This window comes from Streptomyces sp. NPDC006372 (genome assembly GCF_040612515.1).
Taxonomy (GTDB): Bacteria; Actinomycetota; Actinomycetes; order Streptomycetales; family Streptomycetaceae; genus Streptomyces.
The window spans coordinates 89,802-107,087 of sequence record NZ_JBEXQJ010000034.1 but is presented as its reverse complement, the minus strand read 5'-3'; the positions used below and the strand labels follow the sequence as shown (position 1 = coordinate 107,087).

General features: G+C 71.4%; 14 protein-coding genes and 3 pseudogenes. 10 read left to right on the top strand and 7 right to left on the bottom strand.

The window, feature by feature from the left end:
- The coding region (locus ABZ016_RS34895; protein ID WP_356920718.1) for a type I phosphomannose isomerase catalytic subunit at positions 1-888 on the bottom strand (888 nt) is incomplete at its 3' end.
- 298 nt (positions 889-1,186) lie between these two features.
- Between ABZ016_RS34895 and ABZ016_RS34890 the strand changes: the two genes are divergently transcribed.
- From ABZ016_RS34890 to ABZ016_RS34875, 4 genes are all read left to right on the top strand, one after another.
- A complete protein-coding gene (locus ABZ016_RS34890; protein ID WP_356920717.1) occupies positions 1,187-2,659 on the top strand; it encodes a Y4yA family PLP-dependent enzyme in 1,473 nt (490 codons plus the stop codon).
- Positions 2,656-3,975, top strand: a complete 1,320-nt coding sequence (locus tag ABZ016_RS34885; protein ID WP_356920716.1) for a pyridoxal-phosphate dependent enzyme — start codon at positions 2,656-2,658, stop codon at positions 3,973-3,975. Before ABZ016_RS34890 ends, ABZ016_RS34885 begins: the two co-directional genes overlap by 4 nt.
- A gap of 5 nt (positions 3,976-3,980) precedes the next feature.
- Complete coding sequence (locus tag ABZ016_RS34880) at positions 3,981-5,177, top strand: aminotransferase class V-fold PLP-dependent enzyme (RefSeq protein ID WP_356920715.1); 1,197 nt, start codon at positions 3,981-3,983, stop codon at positions 5,175-5,177.
- A gap of 88 nt (positions 5,178-5,265) precedes the next feature.
- Positions 5,266-6,030 carry a class I SAM-dependent methyltransferase gene (locus tag ABZ016_RS34875; RefSeq protein WP_356920714.1) on the top strand — a complete coding sequence of 255 codons (765 nt, stop codon included), beginning with the start codon at positions 5,266-5,268 and terminating at the stop codon, positions 6,028-6,030.
- A 7-nt stretch (positions 6,031-6,037) separates the two neighbouring features.
- On the opposite strand, the gene ABZ016_RS34870 is transcribed toward ABZ016_RS34875, so the two are convergent.
- On the bottom strand, positions 6,038-6,478 hold the full coding sequence (locus ABZ016_RS34870; RefSeq protein ID WP_356920713.1) for a DUF6299 family protein: 441 nt from the start codon (positions 6,476-6,478) through the stop codon (positions 6,038-6,040).
- A 245-nt stretch (positions 6,479-6,723) separates the two neighbouring features.
- On the opposite strand from ABZ016_RS34870, the gene ABZ016_RS34865 reads away from it, so the two are divergent.
- A complete protein-coding gene (locus tag ABZ016_RS34865; RefSeq protein ID WP_039933917.1) occupies positions 6,724-6,918 on the top strand; it encodes a DUF5999 family protein in 195 nt (64 codons plus the stop codon).
- A gap of 13 nt (positions 6,919-6,931) precedes the next feature.
- Here the strand turns inward: ABZ016_RS34865 and ABZ016_RS34860 are convergent, their stop codons facing one another.
- On the bottom strand, positions 6,932-7,330 hold the full coding sequence (locus ABZ016_RS34860) for a RidA family protein (RefSeq protein WP_356920712.1): 399 nt from the start codon (positions 7,328-7,330) through the stop codon (positions 6,932-6,934).
- Complete coding sequence (locus ABZ016_RS34855) at positions 7,327-8,457, bottom strand: acyl-CoA dehydrogenase family protein (protein ID WP_356920711.1); 1,131 nt, start codon at positions 8,455-8,457, stop codon at positions 7,327-7,329. The genes ABZ016_RS34860 and ABZ016_RS34855 overlap by 4 nt, the downstream gene beginning before the upstream one ends.
- A gap of 128 nt (positions 8,458-8,585) precedes the next feature.
- Between ABZ016_RS34855 and ABZ016_RS34850 the strand changes: the two genes are divergently transcribed.
- Both ABZ016_RS34850 and ABZ016_RS34845 read left to right on the top strand, forming a co-directional pair.
- Positions 8,586-10,208 carry an AMP-binding protein gene (locus ABZ016_RS34850; protein ID WP_356920710.1) on the top strand — a complete coding sequence of 541 codons (1,623 nt, stop codon included), beginning with the start codon at positions 8,586-8,588 and terminating at the stop codon, positions 10,206-10,208.
- A gap of 15 nt (positions 10,209-10,223) precedes the next feature.
- Positions 10,224-11,042, top strand: coding sequence for a PaaX family transcriptional regulator C-terminal domain-containing protein (locus tag ABZ016_RS34845; RefSeq protein WP_356920709.1), 819 nt, complete (start codon positions 10,224-10,226; stop codon positions 11,040-11,042).
- A 33-nt stretch (positions 11,043-11,075) separates the two neighbouring features.
- Here the strand turns inward: ABZ016_RS34845 and ABZ016_RS34840 are convergent.
- Positions 11,076-11,587: pseudogene (locus tag ABZ016_RS34840) on the bottom strand (transposase family protein); the annotation flags it as partial.
- 253 nt (positions 11,588-11,840) lie between these two features.
- On the opposite strand from ABZ016_RS34840, the gene ABZ016_RS34835 reads away from it, so the two are divergent.
- From ABZ016_RS34835 to ABZ016_RS34825, 3 genes and pseudogenes are all read left to right on the top strand, one after another.
- Positions 11,841-12,245: a Rid family hydrolase gene (locus ABZ016_RS34835; protein ID WP_356920708.1), complete on the top strand. Its 405-nt coding sequence runs from the start codon at positions 11,841-11,843 to the stop codon at positions 12,243-12,245.
- 74 nt (positions 12,246-12,319) lie between these two features.
- Positions 12,320-12,831 (top strand): annotated as a pseudogene (locus ABZ016_RS34830) (transposase family protein); the annotation flags it as partial.
- A 728-nt stretch (positions 12,832-13,559) separates the two neighbouring features.
- Positions 13,560-13,838: pseudogene (locus ABZ016_RS34825) on the top strand (transposase); the annotation flags it as partial.
- A 133-nt stretch (positions 13,839-13,971) separates the two neighbouring features.
- On the opposite strand, the gene ABZ016_RS34820 reads toward ABZ016_RS34825, so the two are convergent.
- A complete protein-coding gene (locus tag ABZ016_RS34820) occupies positions 13,972-16,329 on the bottom strand; it encodes a bifunctional salicylyl-CoA 5-hydroxylase/oxidoreductase (RefSeq protein ID WP_356920707.1) in 2,358 nt (785 codons plus the stop codon).
- Positions 16,314-17,141, bottom strand: a complete 828-nt coding sequence (locus ABZ016_RS34815; RefSeq protein WP_356920706.1) for an enoyl-CoA hydratase family protein — start codon at positions 17,139-17,141, stop codon at positions 16,314-16,316. Before ABZ016_RS34815 ends, ABZ016_RS34820 begins: the two co-directional genes overlap by 16 nt.
- Positions 17,142-17,286: the final 145 nt, after the last annotated feature.

The window sequence follows — 17,286 nt, the reverse complement described above, 5'->3', positions numbered from 1 at the left end:
GCGCCGGCTCGACCGGTCGCCGGAGGTGACGGTCACCGGGGACCCGGCGTTGGTGAGGATCCGCACGGTGGAGAAGGAGTGGCGCAGGGTGGCGCCGGTGGTCCAGCGCTCCAGGGCGAAGTACGGGCCCGCGCACAGCACGGTGCGTACCGCACCGTCGTCCGTGCGGAGGTCCAGGCCCGGGTGGAACTCGGGGCGGGGGTCCGGGTGCCACTGGTCCAGCAGGGCGGCGAGGTTGGTGTGCCACTCCTCGTCGGGGACCGGCGAGCCGTCTTCCATGCGGGTGCGCATGGCGTGCTGCTGGATGTCGGAGGTCTGCTCGATCTCGTGGACGAGCGTGCCGGGGCCGAAGCTGTGCAGGGTGCCACCCGGGACGTAGACCGTCTGCCCGGCGCGGACCGGCAGGCGGCGCATGACCGCGTCGTAGTCCTGGGCGAGCAGCGCCCGGTGCAGTGTGTCGCGGTCGACGCCGGGCCGGGTGCCGACCAGGGCGGTGGCTCCGGGGGCCGCGTCCAGGATGTGCCAGGCCTCGGTCTTGCCGTGGGGTTCGCCCTCCCGGCGCCGGGCGGTGGCGTCGTCGGCGTGCAGGTGCACCGGGAGCGGGTGGCTGCCGTCGATGAACTTGGTGAGGAGCGGGAAGCGGGGGCCGGGGCGCAGGCGTGGCCCCAGCAGTTCCTCGGGGTGCTCCACCATGATCTGCCGCAGGGTGCGTCCGGCCAGCGGGCCGTCCAGGACGGTCGAGGCGTCGCCGTCGACGTCGCTCACCTCCCACGTCTCGGCCACCGGGCCGTCGGGCAGCCCGGTGCGGCCCAGCCGCTCGGCGATGGCCCGCCCGCCGAAGACGTGCTGCTTGACGGGGGTGGTGAGTCGTAGCGGGTGCCAGTCCACGTCCCGTCCCTCCTCGTACACAGCCGCACGTACACGACCGCACGTACACGGCCGGATGGATGGGCGGGGTACCCCGGGCGGGAGAGGCGCATGCGCGACACCGGCGGAGGCCTCGGGCGAGCCCGGTCTTCGACCAGGTCAGGGACGGCTTCCCGACGGACTGAACGCCGGGCGGCCATCCCCGGGCGATACAGGGCGTAAAGCGACCGAAGAATGGATAGGGGCTATACGGCGAAACACGGGGAGTGTCGGACGTGCCCGGATGCCGGGCGCAGCGGCTTCAGGGGAGGGAGCACGCATGGACGGCCGGCCCTTGTATCTGGAACCCCGGTTGGAACCACGGCTCAGGTCACTCCTGGCGGCGACCGGGACACTGCACTCGCTCACCGACGCGCTCGGCTCACCCCTGCACGTCGTGGTGCCGGACCAGATCGCCGAGAACCTGGACCGGTTCCGGTCGGTGTACCGCGCGCACCACCTGTCGGGCCAGGTCTTCTACGCCCACAAGGCCAACCGGTCCAGCGCGCTGCTGCGCCGCCTGGCCGCCACGGGCGCGGGCGTGGACGTCGCGTCGCTGGGCGAGTTGCGGCACGCCCTGGGGGCCGGTTTCACCGCCGACCGGCTCACGGCCACGGGGCCGAAGAACCCCGAGTTCCTGTGGCTCGCGGCCCGTACGGGCGTGACCGTCAGTGTGGACGGGGCCGACGAGCTGGACCAACTGGCCGCTCTGGTATGCCGGTTCGGACTCCCCCCGGTACGGGTGCTGCTGCGGCTGTCGGGGTTCGAGGCGCCGGGGGTGAAGGTGCTGAGCCGCCGCAGCCGCTTCGGCACGCCCGTAAGGGAGTTGGACACGCTGCTGAAGTCGGTCGAGCGGCACGGTGACGCGGTCGAGCTGACGGGCGTGGGGTACCACCTGGACACCACCAGCGTCGCGGAGAAGGCGACCGCCCTGGAAGGGTCCCTGGCCGCGCTGGAGGCGTGCCGGAGCCGGGGGTTACGGCCCCGGGCCGTGGACATCGGCGGCGGGTTCGGCGTCAGCTACGTCGCCGAGGGGGAGCAGTGGGAGGCGTACACGAGCGCGCTCACCTCCGCCGTGCTGGGCCGGCGCCCGTCGCTGGCGTGGGGCGGTCACGGCTACGGTTTGCGCAACGAGTCCGGCACCCTGCGCGGCACGCTCGGCCTCTACCCCGCCCACCGGCCCGTCGCCGGCGCGGCCTACCTGGACGAGCTGCTGGCCCAGCCCGCCGCCTCCCTGGGCGGGCGTCCACTGGCCGCACTGCTGCTGGAGCACCTGTACGACCTGCACACCGAGCCCGGCCGGGCGCTGCTGGACCAGTGCGGGCTGACGCTGGCGCGTGTGCTGGAGGTCCGCGCCCAGGAGCCCGGCGCGGAACTCCTCGTACGGCTGGCCGCCAAGGCGGACGACATCGCCCTGGAGGACCACGGAGTGCTCATGGACCCGCTCGTCGTCCCCAGGGGCGAAGCCCCGCCGGCCGACGGCCCGGGGCCCGTCGCCGTGCATCTCTTCGGCAGTCTCTGCCTGGAGACGGATCTGATCACCCGCCGTACGGTGTTTTTGCCCCGGCGTCCGGAACCCGGCGATCTGCTGGCCTTCGCCAACACCGCCGGTTACGCCATGGACTTCCACGCCACCGGTGCCCAGCACCAGCCCGCCGCCCGCAAGGCCGCCGCCTGGCAGGACGGCGACGGATGGCGCTGGTGCCTCGACGACCAGTTCTGGCCGACCACGCCCTCGGGGGGAGCCCAGTGAGGTACGACAGCATCACGGAGGCGATCGGCAACACCCCGCTGGTGCGGATCGACCCGGCCGTGCACGGGCTGCGGAACATCGACCTGTTCGCCAAGCTGGAGATGCTCAACCCGTGGGGCTCGGTGAAGGACCGTGCGGCCTGGGGCATGGCGCGCCCGCTGCTGGCCGACGCGGTCGAACGCGGCAGCCAGGTCGTGGAGCTGTCCAGCGGCAACACGGCGAAGGCCCTGGCGGTCGTCGCGGGGATGCACGGCCTGGGTTTCAGGAGCGTCACCAACCGGATGCGGGTTCCGGAGATCAAGGACCTCCTGCTGCTCCTCGGCGCGGAGATCGAGGAGCTGCCGGGACAGAGCGAATGCCTGGACCCGAGTGCGACGGACGACCCGCTGACCCTCTTCCACCGGCAGCTGTCGGCCTCCGGCAGCACGCATCTGCACACTGACCAGTACTTCAACCCGCGCAACACCGAGGCGCATCTCACCGGTACCGGGCCGGAGATCGTCAAGGACCTGGACGGCCGGGTGCCGGACTGGTTCGTGGCGTGCGTCGGGACGGCCGGTTCCTCCACGGGCGTGGCACGCGCGCTGCGCGAGGAGGATCCCTCGGTGCGGGTGGTCGGGCTGGTCGCGGCCAAGTCCGACTTCATCCCCGGGATCCGCACCATCGACGAGGTGCAGGAGGTCGGCCTCTTCGACCCGGAGACGTACGACACGATGGAGTCGGTGACCGCCGACGAGGCGATCGAGGGGATGCTGACCCTGAACCGCCGCTGCGGCATCCTGGGCGGACCCACCGGGGGCGCCGCCTACTTCGGGGCCGTCCGCCATCTCCGGGCACTGGACGAGGAGTCGGACGAGCGCCGGAGCGCGGTGTTCATCGTCTGCGACCGGGTGGAGAGCTATCTGAGCTACGTCCGGCAGCGGCGGCCCGATCTGCTGGGCAGGCCGCCCCGGAAGAACTCGCCGGCCGACCTGACCGACGCCGAGATCGCCGGGGCGCCGTCGGTCTCCGTGGCCGACGCCCGGCGGTGGATCGACACCGGCCGGCCGCTCGTGGTCGACCTGCGCAGCCCCTTCGCGTACGCGGCGCTGCACATCGACGGGTCGGTCAACATCGTCGACGAGCTGTTCGCCGAACTCCTGCGGGGCGGGCTGCCGTTCAGTCGGCGTCAAGCCGTGCTGCTGGTCTGCCCGGTGGGCGAGCAGTCCGCCCGGTACGCGGCGCTGCTGACCCGGATGGGACACCCGGACGTGCGCAGTCTGGCCGGCGGCGTCATCGCCTGGCGGGACGCGGGCGCGCCCCTGGTGCGGGACTGAGCGCCATGACCGCTCCGGCCGTCCGCGGCGACCTCCACCAGTGGCAGCGGGCGCTGCGCGCGCAGTTCCCCATCATCACCGGGCACCCGGAACTGGCCTACCTGGACAGCGCGGCGACGGCGCAGAAGCCGCAAGCCGTCCTGGACGCCGTGCAGACGTACCTCACCACCGGCAACGCCAACTCCGCGCGCGGCACCTACACCTGGGCCAACCGGACCACGGAGCTGGTCGAGCGGACGCGCGAGCGGGTCGCCCGGTTCCTCGGGGACGGCCGGCCCGAGCGCTCCGCCGTGCACTTCACCAGCGGCACGACCGAGGGGCTGCGCACCATCGCCCGCGACTGGCTGCCGGGGTTCCTGCGCGACGGCGACGAGATCGTCGTACCGGACGCCGACCACCGGGCCAACATCGAGCCCTGGCTGGAAGTGCAGCGGCTGCTCGCCAGGGAGGGCACGCGGGTCCGGGTGGTGCCGATGCCGTACCAGAGCGGTTCCGGGGACTACGACCACCGGGCGCTGGCCGAGCGGGCCGGGCCGCGCACCCGGTTCGTCGCCGCGACCCATGTGCACCACGTCTACGGCGGCGACATGAACGTGCACCGCATCCGCCGGGCGGTCGGCCCGGACGCGGTCATCTGTCTGGACGCGGCGCAGAGCGTCGGCCATCTGCCGGTGTCCGTGGCGGAGTTGGACGTCGACTTCGTCGTCTTCTCCGGACACAAGGCGCTGGCCCTGCCCGGCTCCGGGGCGGTGTGGGCCCGGCAGGAACGGGGACCTGCCTTCGCGCCCGGTGGGTGGAGCGGCACTCCGAACACCGTGGGCATCGCCTCGCTGGAGGCGGCTCTGGACTGGCTGGACGCCGCCGGTGTGGAGCGGATCGAGCGCTGGACGGCCGGTCTGGCGGCCCGGTTCACTGACGGGTTGCGCCGACTGGACGCCTACGAGGTGCTCGGCTGCCCGCTCAGCCTGGCCGCCGACTCGACCGTGCAGCGACGTCAGGGCATCGTGACCCTGCGGCACCGCGCCGTCGAGTCGGGCGATCTGGGCTTCGTCCTCTTCAGCCACGGCTTCATGGTCCGCTCGGACAACCACTGCCAGGGCGACGCGGGCGAGAAGACCGGTTCGGTGCGGGTGAGTCTGCATGTGTACAACACGGTTGAGGAGATCGACCGGCTGCTGTCGGTTCTCGCTTCACTCTCGTGACCGCGCCGACTATACGTAATGGGAACCGTTTCCACCTGTAGGCTCGGTGCCGAGAGTCAGGTGCGAGACGGCGAGGTGGCGCGACCGGATGGGGCTGAGTCTGGCGACAGCGGAGCGGTGGGTGGAGCGCTGGGAGCTCCAGCAGCAGCGGTACGCCGTCGACCGCGAGGAGCGGTTCACGGTGATCGCGGATGTCGTCGAGCACGTCACGGCGGGGCGCACGCCCCGGCCCCTGGTCGTCGACCTGGGATGCGGGCCGGGCTCCCTGGCGGCCCGGCTGGTTCGGCGGTTGCCGGGCGCGGAGGTCGTGGCCGTGGACCGGGACCCGCTGCTGCTGGAGCTGGGCCGGACGCATCACCCGGACGCGGCCCGCTATGTCGACGCGGAGATCGGGGCGCCCGGCTGGACCTGGGCCCTGGAGCTGGACCGGCCCCTGGACGCGGCCGTCTCCACGACGGCCCTGCACTACCTCGACCGCGACACCCTGCTGCGCGTCTACCGCCAGCTCGCCACGCTGCTGCGGCCCGGCGGCGTCCTCGTCAACGGCGACCACCTCCCCCAGGACGACACGGGCCCGGCCGGCATCGCCGCTCACGTCGGGCGGTGCCGGGCGGACCGGCAGCGGGTGTTCGCACAGGAGGACTGGAGGTCGTGGTGGACCGCAGTCGCCGACGACCCCGAACTGGCCGACCTCCTCACCGAGCGCCACCGCCGCACGGCACCCCGCGCCACCGGCCGCCCCGCCGAACTCCCCCTCTCCACCCACCTGAGCCTGCTGCGGCAGGCGGGGTTCGACACAGCGGGGCCGGTCTGGCAGTACGGCGACAGCTGTGTGGCCGTCGCGGTCCGCTAGCTCGCGCTCAGCTCCGGGTCAGGGTGATGCCCTGGTCCTTCACGGCATGCGGGTGCGGCAGGGGCAGGATTCCGACGGGGCGCAGCTCCAGGATCGTGGCCTGCACGTGGACCGCGCCGGGCACGATCGCGCCGGGCGTGGGACGCCCCGTGTTCTGCCAGCGGTGCTGTACGCCGTCGCACACGGCCCGGGTGCCGCCGATGCCGTAGCTGGTCGTCGAGGCGCCCTGCCGCACGGAGGAGCCGATGTAGACGGGGCCGGTGGCGTTTACGCAGGTATAGGTACCGGAAAGCGTGAGGGTGCCGTCGGCGGCGATCCGGCCCGCCGAGTCGACCGTCACGGCCTCGGAGGGGGCGGCGGCGGACGCGGTGGCGGGTGCGGCGGTGGCTCCGGCCAGCAGGAGCAGCGCTGCACCGGTCGCCGCGCCGAGGAGGGGACGTACACGCACGGGGAAAACCTCCCGAAGGTAGCGAAATGTCACCTTCCACTCGTACCGGTCGACCGGGTCGGCGCAACCAGTCCTCACTCCTTCGGCGGTGGGTCCGCTCCGACCGTCGTGGAACCGTCCCGGGAATGTCCGGGGCGTGTCACGCTTCGCTCCGGGCCGTTCCGATCAGCTTCGAGTCGGGAGCATCGTCAATCCGTAAGAGTCATACGAACCTACGGATGGCCCTACCGACGTGGAGGTGCGCCATGTGTGCCCACCAGACCCTCTGCCCCGCGACCGACTCCCGCGCCGCGCACGTCGTCGCCGCCCACCCCGAGCAGGGCTGGAGCCTGCTGTGCGACGGGGCGATCGTCTTCGACGACACCGGCGAGCTGCTGCCGGACGGACGCGTGGTGGAACCGCACCGGGTGACGGCGGAGCGGATGGCCGTCGCGGCCTGACCGGAGGGTCACCTCACGGCAGCACCGCGAAGCCGTCCAGCTCCACCATCGCCTCCTCGTCCCACAGCCGGACGACCTCGACGACCGCCATGGCGGGGTAGTCGCGGCCCGCGAGGCTCCGCCACAGGCGGCCGAGTTCCGGGGCGTGCGCGCGGTACGCCGCGACGTCCGTGGCGTACACGGTGACGCGGGCGAGGTCGGAGGGTGTGCCGCCGGCCGCCGCGAGGGCGGTCAGCAGGTTCGTCAGCGCCTTCTCGAACTGTTCGGGCAGGGTCCGCCCGGCCACCTTGCCGTCGGCGTCGAGGGCGGTCTGCCCGGCCAGGAACACCACGCGGGAGCCGGTGGCCACGACGGCGTGGGAGAAGCCCGTCGCCGGGGAGAGGTCGGGCGGGTTCACGCGCTCGGTGGTCACCGGGCCTCCTGCCGGTCCGTGTACAACTCCTTGGCGATGATGCCGCGCTGCACCTCGCTGGCCCCCTCGTAGATGCGTGGGGCGCGGACCTCCCGGTAGAGGTGCTCGAGCAGGTGGCCGCGTTGCAGCGCGCGGGCGCCGTGGAGCTGGACGGCCGTGTCGACGACGTACTGCGCGGTCTCGGTGGCGAGCAGTTTCGCCATGGCGGCGCGCTGGGGCACGTCCGGGGCGTCGTCGTCGTACGCCGTCGCCGCCGCGTAGACCATCAGGCGGGCCGCCTCCGTGCGCAGGGCCATCTCGGCCACCGTGTGAGCGACCGTCTGAAGGTCCTTCAGCTTGCCGCCGAAGGCGTCCCGGCCGGCGGTGTGGGCGAGGGTCGCGTCGAGGGCCGCCCGGGCCATGCCGACCGCGAAGGCGCCGACGCTCGGGCGGAACAGGTTGAGGGTGCCCATGGCGACCTTGAAGCCGCGGCCCACCTCGCCGAGCACGTCGTCGGCCGTCACCGGAACGGCGTCGAAGTCGAGTGCGCCGATCGGGTGCGGGGAGAGCATGTCGAGTGCGGTGCCGGTCAGGCCCGGGCGGTCGGCCGGCACGAGGAAGGCGGTGACGCCGCGAGAGCCCGCGTCGGGAGCGGTCCGGGCGAAGACGGTGCAGAAGTCGGCCTCGGGGGCGTTGGAGATCCAGCGCTTCTGCCCGCTGAGACGCCAGCCGGTGGCGGCGTCCCCCTCCGCCCGCAACGCCAGCGCCGCCGCGTCCGATCCCGCGCCCGGCTCGCTCAGCGCGAAGGCCGCGACCGCCGTGCCGTCGGCCACCCGGGGCAGCCAGCGGGCGCGTTGGGACGCGGTGCCGTGGGCGTGGACGGGGTGCGCGCCGAGGCCCTGGAGGGCGAGGGCCGTCTCGGCCTCCGTACAGCCGTGGGCGAGGGACTCGCGCATCAGGCACAGGTCGAGGGCGCCGGAGGTGAAGAGCCGGCCGAGCAGTCCGAGGCTGCCGAGTTCGGCGACCAGGGCGCGGTTCACCCGGCCCGGCTCGCCCTTGTCGGCCAGCGGGCGGAGCCGCTCGGCGGCCAGGGTGCGCAGCTCGGCGCACCAGGCGAGTTGTGCCGGTTCGAGTGAGAATGCGGTCATCGCCGGTCCCTTCTCCGCCACCCCGCCTCCCGGGCCGGACCCCTCCGAGGTTATCGCGGACCGTTGACTGTCGTCACCAACACGATACGCTCCAGGAGCGAGCCCACCACGCCGAGGGGGCGAACCGTATGAATCCACGGAGCACGGCCCACGTCGACAGCTTCGCCCGCGATCATCTGCCGCCCCCGGACCAATGGCCCGAACTCCGCTTCGACCTGCCGGAGCTGCGCTACCCCGAACGGCTCAACTGCGCCGCCGAACTGCTGGGCGGCCCGCCCGACGACCGCCCGGCGTTCCTCACCGAGGCCGGCGAGCCATGGACGTACGCCGATCTGCGCGCCCGGGTCGACCGCGTCGCGCACCTGCTCACCGGTGAACTCGGCGTCGTCCCCGGCAACCGCGTGCTGCTGCGAGGCCCCACCACACCGTGGCTCGCGGCCTGCTGGCTGGCGGTGCTGAAGGCGGGGGCCATCGCGGTCACGGTGCTCGCCCAGCAGCGCCCGCACGAGTTGAGCACGATCTGCGAGATCGCCCGGGTCCGGCACGCGCTGTGCGACGTCCGCGCCGTCGACGACCTCGCCAAGGCCGAGGTCCCGGAGCTGCGGATCACGACCTACGGCGGCGACGCCCCCGACGACCTGTTCAACCGCCTGGCACCCGGGACGCCGTACCGGGCCGTCGACACGGCCGCCGACGACGTGGCGCTGATCGCCTTCACCTCCGGGACCACCGGCCGCCCCAAGGGCTGCATGCACTTCCACCGGGACGTCCTGGCGATCGCCGACACCTTCTCCCGGCACGTGCTGCGGCCGTGCGCGGACGACGTGTTCACGGGCAGTCCCCCGCTGGGCTTCACCTTCGGGCTGGGCGGCCTGGTGGTCTTCCCGCTGCGGGCCGGGGCGAGCGCCCTGCTGCTCGAACAGGCCGGTCCGAAGCAACTGCTGCCCGCCATCGCCCGGCACCGGGTCTCCGTCCTGTTCACGGCACCGACGGCGTACCGCGCGATGCTCGACGAACTCGACGGGCACGACGTGTCGTCGCTGCGCCGCTGCGTCTCGGCCGGGGAGAACCTGCCGGCGGCCACCTGGCGGGCCTGGCACGAGCGCACGGGTATACGCGTCATCAACGGCATCGGCGCCACCGAACTGCTGCACATCTTCGTCTCCGCGGCCGACGAGCGGATCCGGCCCGGGACCACGGGCGTTCCCGTGCCGGGCTGGCAGGCGCGCGTGCAGGACGAGCACGGCGAGCCGGTGCCCGACGGGGAGCCGGGGCTGCTCGCGGTTCGCGGCCCGGTCGGCTGCCGGTACCTCGCCGACCCGCGGCAACGGGAATACGTACGCGGCGGCTGGAACATCACCGGCGACACCTACGTCCGCGAATCCGACGGCTACTTCCGGTACGTCGCCCGCGCCGACGACATGATCATCTCGGCCGGGTACAACATCGCCGGGCCCGAGGTCGAAGACGCGCTGCTGCGGCACCCGGACGTGGTGGAGACGGCGGTCGTGGGACGGCCCGACGCGGCACGCGGGCAGGTCGTGGTGGCCTTCACCGTCCTGAAGGAGGGCGCCGTGCGGGACACCGAGGCGCTGCGCTCCTTCGTGAAGGCGGAGCTGGCCCCGTACAAGTGCCCGCGCGAGTTCGTCTTCCTGGACGCGCTGCCGCGCACCGCCACCGGCAAACTCCAGCGGTTCAGGCTGCGCGCCGCGGGAGACCCGGACGACGGCCCCGAAACCGACCGGGAATGATCCGTACGACCTAAGATGATCAACGTGTCCGACCAGCATGCCCCACGGTCTCTCATCGTCACGCTCTACGGCGCGTACGGCCGGTTCGTCCCGGGCCCCGTGCCCGTCGCCGAACTGATCCGGCTGCTCGCCGCGGTCGGCGTGGACGCCCCCTCCGTGCGCTCCTCGGTGTCGCGGCTGAAGAGACGCGGACTGCTCGTGCCCGCCCGCACCGCACAGGGCGCGGCCGGGTACGAACTGTCCCCGGACGCCCGGCAGTTGCTCGACGACGGCGACCGGCGCATCTACGCCACCGCGCCGCCCGGGGACGAGGGCTGGGTGCTCGCGGTGTTCTCCGTGCCGGAGTCCGAGCGGCAGAAGCGGCACGTGCTGCGCTCGCGGCTGGCCGGGCTCGGTTTCGGCACGGCCGCCCCGGGCGTGTGGATCGCGCCCGCGCGGCTGTACGAGGAGACCCGGCACACCCTGCGGCGGCTCCGGCTCGACGCGTACGTCGACCTCTTCCGCGGTGACCACCTCGGCTTCGCGCCGACCGCGGACGCCGTCGCCCGCTGGTGGGACCTGGCCGCCATCGCCAAGCAGCACGAGGCGTTCCTCGACCGTCACGAGCGGGTGCTGCACGCCTGGGAGAAGCGGTCGGAGACGCCGCCCGAGGAGGCCTACCGCGACTATCTCCTCGCCCTGGACTCCTGGCGCCACCTCCCCTACGCCGACCCCGGCCTGCCCTCCGAACTGCTCCCCGGCGGCTGGCCGGGGCTCCGCTCGTCCGCGGTGTTCCGCGGGTTGCACGAGCGATTGCGGGACGCGGGCGCGGACTTCGTCATCCCAACCGAATGATTCGGTCCCTGTCACGAAACCATTTGAGATGGTCAGATGCAGGGTGAGGACGGCTTGGACGGGGCTGGTGATCCGGGTGGTCGAGCACCGCAGTTTGGGAGGAGTCGCCAGGACTTGAGGGTGGCGACGGCCTTCTCGACGAGGGCCCGGATCTTCGCGTGGGACCGGTTGACCGCTCTCTGGCCCACGGAGAGGGTCTCCCACCGTCCCCAGCACGGGATGCGGACTGTGCCGCCGGCACCTCGGTGCCCCTTGTCGGCCCAGCACGGGGTGTCCGCCTCGGTGACGTAGAGGTAGGCCGTCGTGGTGCCGACGCCGAACCCGGCGGCGAGCTGGGCATAGGTGTGGCCCATCCGCAGATGGGCGAGGGCGAGCAGAGCCTGGTGGCCGGCGGTCAGGCGCCGCCACCGGGAGCCGATCGCGCGGCGGTGCCGCCGCAACTGCTGCGTGAGGAAGCGGAGGGCGGAGCTGGACACGTCGACGCCCGAGGGTAGACGAGCACGTGAAGCCTCTGGTGGAGCCGGTTCTCTTGGTCGAGATCTCATCTACCAGGGGCTTCACCATATTGCCAGACCAACTAGCTTATCTCGGAGGCAGTTGAATCGGGCTCAATGGCTGGCCGACGGGGCCACTCATCATACCGGCACCCGAGGAGCCCGCTGCAGCCAACTTTGTGCGCGCAGAGAACACTACGACGGCGCTACCGGACAAGAGTTTTTTGCGAAGGATCGTAAGTTATCTCCATCAGTTACATGTCTGCAATTGGCAGCTCTATGAGCTGCATCAAGGGAGTGAATCATGAGTTCCCAGGCGAAGACATTCGGTTTCGGCATGCCGTGGGAGTCGCTGTACGGCTACAGCCAGGCCGTTCAGGTCGGTGACACGGTTCATGTGTCGGGGCAGCTCTCTCATGACCGTCACGGCGCCTTCGTGGGTGCGGACGACTTCGCACTGCAGGTCCGCACCACCCTGGAGAACCTGGACCTGGTGCTGAAGCAGTTCGGGGCCGAGCGCGGCCAGATAGTGGAGACCACGGTTCTGGTGAGGAACCTGCGGGAAAACTTCGACACGACAGCACGCCTCCACGCCGAGTTCTTCGGGGAGCACCGGCCTGCCAGCACGGTCCTGGGAGTTTCCGACTTGGCGCTGCCGGGCCAGCTCGTGGAGATCGGCGCGCTCGTGCGTCTCGATGTGAAGCCATAGGTAAGCAGGCCGGCCTGGCTCCTTCAGTGAGCCGTTTTCATCCTGTACTAGGAGGGCGACCCCTGGTCGTCGGGGTGGTGATCTCACTCATCACACCGGCGACCGGAGGGGCCCTGTTGGTTCCTATCGAGCCATGCTCGACGACCTCGTACGGGACGTCGAGCATGTCTCCTGGCTCATCCACACCGGGAGGCGTGAACCGAACTCGCCGTGAAGAAAGCTCGGTTGCTTCAAACAGGCGCTACTCGCTCTGGCGCACCTGCGGAAGAACGAGTCGTTCGCTCAGTTCGCGGCCGGGTTCGGCGTCTCGACCGCGACGGCCTGATGCTATGCCGACGAGACCCTAAGTGTTCTTTGCGGTGTGGGCGCCGTGCCTGCACGAGACCCTGACCGGGGTAGGTGAGGACGACTTCGTCGTTGTCGACGGCACCTTCACCGCCACCGACCGCATCCATGCGGACGAGCCGTACTACTCCCAGAAGCACAGGCAGTACGGCATGCGCGTCCAGGTCATCACCCGACCGGACGGCACACCGCTCTGGTTCTCCCGGGCCGCACCCGCGACCTGACCGCCGCGCACGCCCACAGCCGTCGTCCACGCGAGCAGGCCCGCCAAGCGTTCGGCGACGGCAACGAGACCTCCACCGCCTCCCCCACCGGCGCCCGCCCGAGCGGCCAGTGGACGCCCTTCACTCAGCTCTCCAGCCTGACGGCTTCCGGCGCCGCTTCGACCTACAGCTACGCCGGACTGGGTCACAACGTCCGTCTCACGCATGACAGTTCGACCTTCGCCAGCACCGCGACCGGCATGACGCGCGAGAACACCACCGGTTTCGTCCAAGCGCACCCCGACCTACAGCTACGGCCTCTACGGCGAAGCCCGCACCACCAGTGGCAGCAACCAGCCCTACCGCTGCACCGGCACCTGCCTTGACCCGTCCGGCCTCTAGATAGGTAGGTACTTGAAAAATTCGTATTTCTCGGATCCATGACCGCGGTGGCGATTATCGTCATTGTCGCGCGTCGGCACAAAAAATGAGGCCGAAAAGTGAATCAAGTTTCGGGAGTGCTGGCGAGAATCCTCGCCTACGTCCTTCTCGGATGTGCGTGCGTCATGGCCCTGTAAGAGATCACTCTGCTTGCCGTGGGAGCAAATCCCGCGGTTATTCACGTAGCCCCGCTTGTCGCGGCGGGATTCGGCCTGCTTTGCTGTGAACTTCAAGATATCGCGGGTAGGTGACGGGACGAGTACGGCCACCACTGAATCATCGGTGTGTGAAGAGGGAAGATCATGCGGTGGCCGCAGGTCACCTGATGTCCCCGATAGCGAGCCGGTTCGCGAGGGTTGCACCCCGGCGCCGCGTGAGGGACTTGGTGCTGGGGCTGCTGTCCCACCTTCCGCGCAAGAACTGCTGGAGTATCGCCGAGTGGACCGGGGAGACCAGTCCGGACGGCATGCAGCACCTGCTCGGCCGGGCCAAGTGGGATGCCGACCGGGTACGCGATGACGTGCGCGAGTACGTGCTGGAACATCTACACGACGAGGGCGCGGTGCTGGTCGTCGACGAGACCGAGGACGTGGAAAAGGGCACTCGTAGGCGCCGGGTGAAGTCTGGAGGACTTCGCTCCGCCACTCCCCTCGCACCTGGTCGAGCAGCCTCCGTTGACGCTGATCCAGCCCTCTTTGGAGTTCTGAGGCGGCCGGACCGCTCTCGGAGCGCTGGCGTCAGCTCCCCAGCGTGAGCCGTGGCTTGGGCGCGTCGGTGCGGCCCGTCTGGGGGCGGCGGCTGCCCGCACGGTACGGGGCGGGCCAGTCGGCGCCCGGGCCCGTGTAGCCCTGCTCGGCCGCCGCGTGCAGCGTCCAGTGCGGGTCGTACAGGTGCGGGCGGGCCAGGGCGCACAGGTCCGTACGGCCCGCCAGGATCAGGGAGTTGACGTCGTCCCAGGAGGAGATCGCGCCGACCGCGATCACCGGGACGCCGGTGGTGTGCCGGATCCGGTCGGCGAACGGCGTCTGGTACGACCGCCCGAACTCCGGCCGCTCGTCCGCCACGACCTGCCCCGTCGACACGTCGATCGCGTCGGCCCCGTGCGCGGCGAAGGCCCGGGCGATCTCGACGGCGTCCTCGACGCCCGTGCCGCCCTCGGCCCAGTCGGTGGCGGAGATCCGCACGGTCATGGGCCGCTCCCCCGGCCACACGTTCCGTACGGCGTCGAACACCTCCAGCGGGAACCGCAGCCGCTTCTCCAGCGAGCCGCCGTAGGCGTCGGTGCGGCGGTTGGTCAGCGGGGAGAGGAAGCCGGAGAGCAGATAGCCGTGGGCGCAGTGCAGTTCGAGCAGATCGAAGCCGGCCCGGGCGGCCCTCGCGGCGGCTGCCGTGAACTGCTCGCGGATGTCGGTGAGTTGCGCCCGGGACAGCTCGCGCGGTGTCTGGCTGTACGGCTTGTAGGGGAGCGCGGACGCGGCCACGAGCGGCCAGTTGCCGTCCGGGAGCGGCTCGTCCATGCCGTCCCACATCAGCTTCGTGGAGCCCTTGCGGCCGCTGTGTCCGAGCTGCACGCCGATCGCGGTCCCGGGCGCCTGCGCGTGCACGAAGTCGGTGACGCGCCGCCATGCCTCGGCCTGCCGGCCGGTGTAGAGGCCGGCGCAGCCGGGCGTGATCCGGCCCTCCGCGCTGACGCACACCATCTCCGTCATCACCAGCCCGGCCCCGCCCAGCGCCCGCGCGCCGAGGTGCACGAGGTGGAAGTCACCGGGGACGCCGTCGACCGCGGAGTACATGTCCATGGGCGAGACGACGACCCGGTTGCGCAGGGTCAGGCCGCGCAGCCGGAACGGGGTGAACATCGGGGGCGTGCCGGGCGGGCAGCCGAACTCGTGCTCCACGGACTCGGTGAAGTGCGGGTCACGCAGCCGGAGGTTGTCGTGCGTGACGCGGCGGCTTCGGGTGAGCAGGTTGAAGGCGAACTGGCGGGGCGGCTGGTCCAGGTAGAGGGCGAGGTTCTCGAACCACTCCAGGCTGGCGCGGGCCGCGCGCTGCGTGGAGGCGACGACCGGCCGCCGTTCCGCCTCGTAGGCGGCAAGGGCCTCGTCCAGGGTGTCCCGCTCCTCCAGGCAGGCGGCCAGGGCCAGGGCGTCCTCGACGGCGAGCTTGGTGCCGGAGCCGATGGAGAAGTGCGCGGTGTGAGCGGCGTCGCCGAGCAGCACGACGTTGCCGTGCGACCAGCGCTCGTTGACGACCGTGCGGAAGGTCGTCCACGTGGAGTTGTTGGACCTCAGGGGGCGGCCGCGGAGCGCCTCCGCGAAGATCTTGGCGCAGCGTTCGACCGACTCGGCCTCGTCGAGTTCGTCGAAGCCGGCCGCCTGCCAGACCTCCTCGCGCATCTCGACGATCACGGTGGAGGCGTCGGGGGCGTAGGGATAGCCGTGCAGTTGCATGACACCGTGCTCGGTCTCGGCGATCTCGAAACGGAAGGCGTCGAAGGGGAAGTCGGCGGCGAGCCAGATGTAACGGCAGCGGTGGGAGGTGAGGTGGGGACGGAAGGCGTCGGCGTGGGTCTCGCGGGTGGTGCTGTGGACTCCGTCGGCGGCGATGACCAGGTCGTGGGTCCGCGGGAGGTCCTTCGGGGCCTCGGTCCGGAAGCGGAGGTCGACGCCGAGTTCCCGGCAGCGGGTGTGGAGGATCTCCAGGAGGCGTTTTCTGCCGAGTGCGGCGAAGCCGTGGCCTCCGGAGGTGTGGTGGGTGTCGCGGTGGACGATGTCGATGTCGTCCCAGCGGACGAAGTCCCTCTGGAGGGCTTCGTAGACCTGGGGGTCGGCGTGTTCGATGCCGCCGAGGGTTTCGTCGGAGAGGACCACTCCGAAGCCGAAGGTGTCGTCGGGGGCGTTGCGTTCCCAGACGGTGATGTCTCGGGTGGGGGCGAGGCGTTTGAGGAGGGTGGCGGCGTAGAGGCCGCCGGGGCCTCCGCCGATGATTGCGACGCGTAGGGGGTGGGGCGTGTCGTGGTGCGGGTGCGGGTGGGTGGGGGCTTGTCGCGCAGTTCCCCGCGCCCCTGGGGGTGACTCGCTCACCGTCCGCTCCATTTCGGGGGGCGCTTTTCCGTGAATGCCGCGTGGAACTCGGCGTAGTCCTCGCCGTTCATCAACAGCGCCTGCGTCGAGGCGTCGAGTTCGATCGAGGCCGCCAGGGGCATGTCCAGTTCCGACGTGAGCAGGGCCTTCGTCTGGGCGTAGGCCAGGGCTGGGCCCTGAGCGAGGCGGTGGGCCAGTTGTTGTGCTGTCTCGTCCGCCTGGCCCTCCTCCGTCAGTTCGCTGATCAGGCCGATGCGCTCCGCCTCGGTCGCGCGGACCGGGTCGCCCAGCATCAGCAGGCGGGTCGCGTGGCCCAGGCCGACGACGCGGGGCAGGAGGTAGGCCGCGCCCATGTCGCCGCCGGAGAGGCCCACCCGGGTGAAGAGGAAGGCGAAGCGGGCCGTGGGGTCCGCCACGCGGAAGTCGGCGGCCAGGGCGAGTACCGCGCCGGCGCCCGCCGCCACGCCGTGCAGTGCCGCGATCACGGGGAACGGGCATTCCCTGATGGCGCGGACCACCTGGCCGGTCATGCGGTTGAAGTCCAGGAGCTGGGCGGTGTCCATGCCCAGGGTGGCGCCGATGATCTCGTCGACGTCACCGCCGGAGCAGAAGCCGCGGCCCTCACCGGCCAGGACCAGGGCCCGTACGGACCGCTCCCGGGACAGCTCCGCGAGCAGGTCGCGCAGGTCGGCGTAGGCGCCGAAGGTGAGCGCGTTGAGCTTCTCGGGGCGGGCGAGGGTGACGGTGGCGACGCCGTCGGTGATGTCGACGCGCAGGTGCTCCCAGCTCGGGGTGCGGGCGGCGGAGCCGGTGAAGGGACTCATGACGTGCGGCCTCCTCGGGCGGGCACTGCCTCACTGAGCTCTACCCCACGAAGTTATCACTCATCCGTGACTGTCGTCATGACTGCGCGATAGGCCGTCCGGGTAAGGATGGCTGTGAGCCCGGGTGTGCGCCGGGCCGGTCACA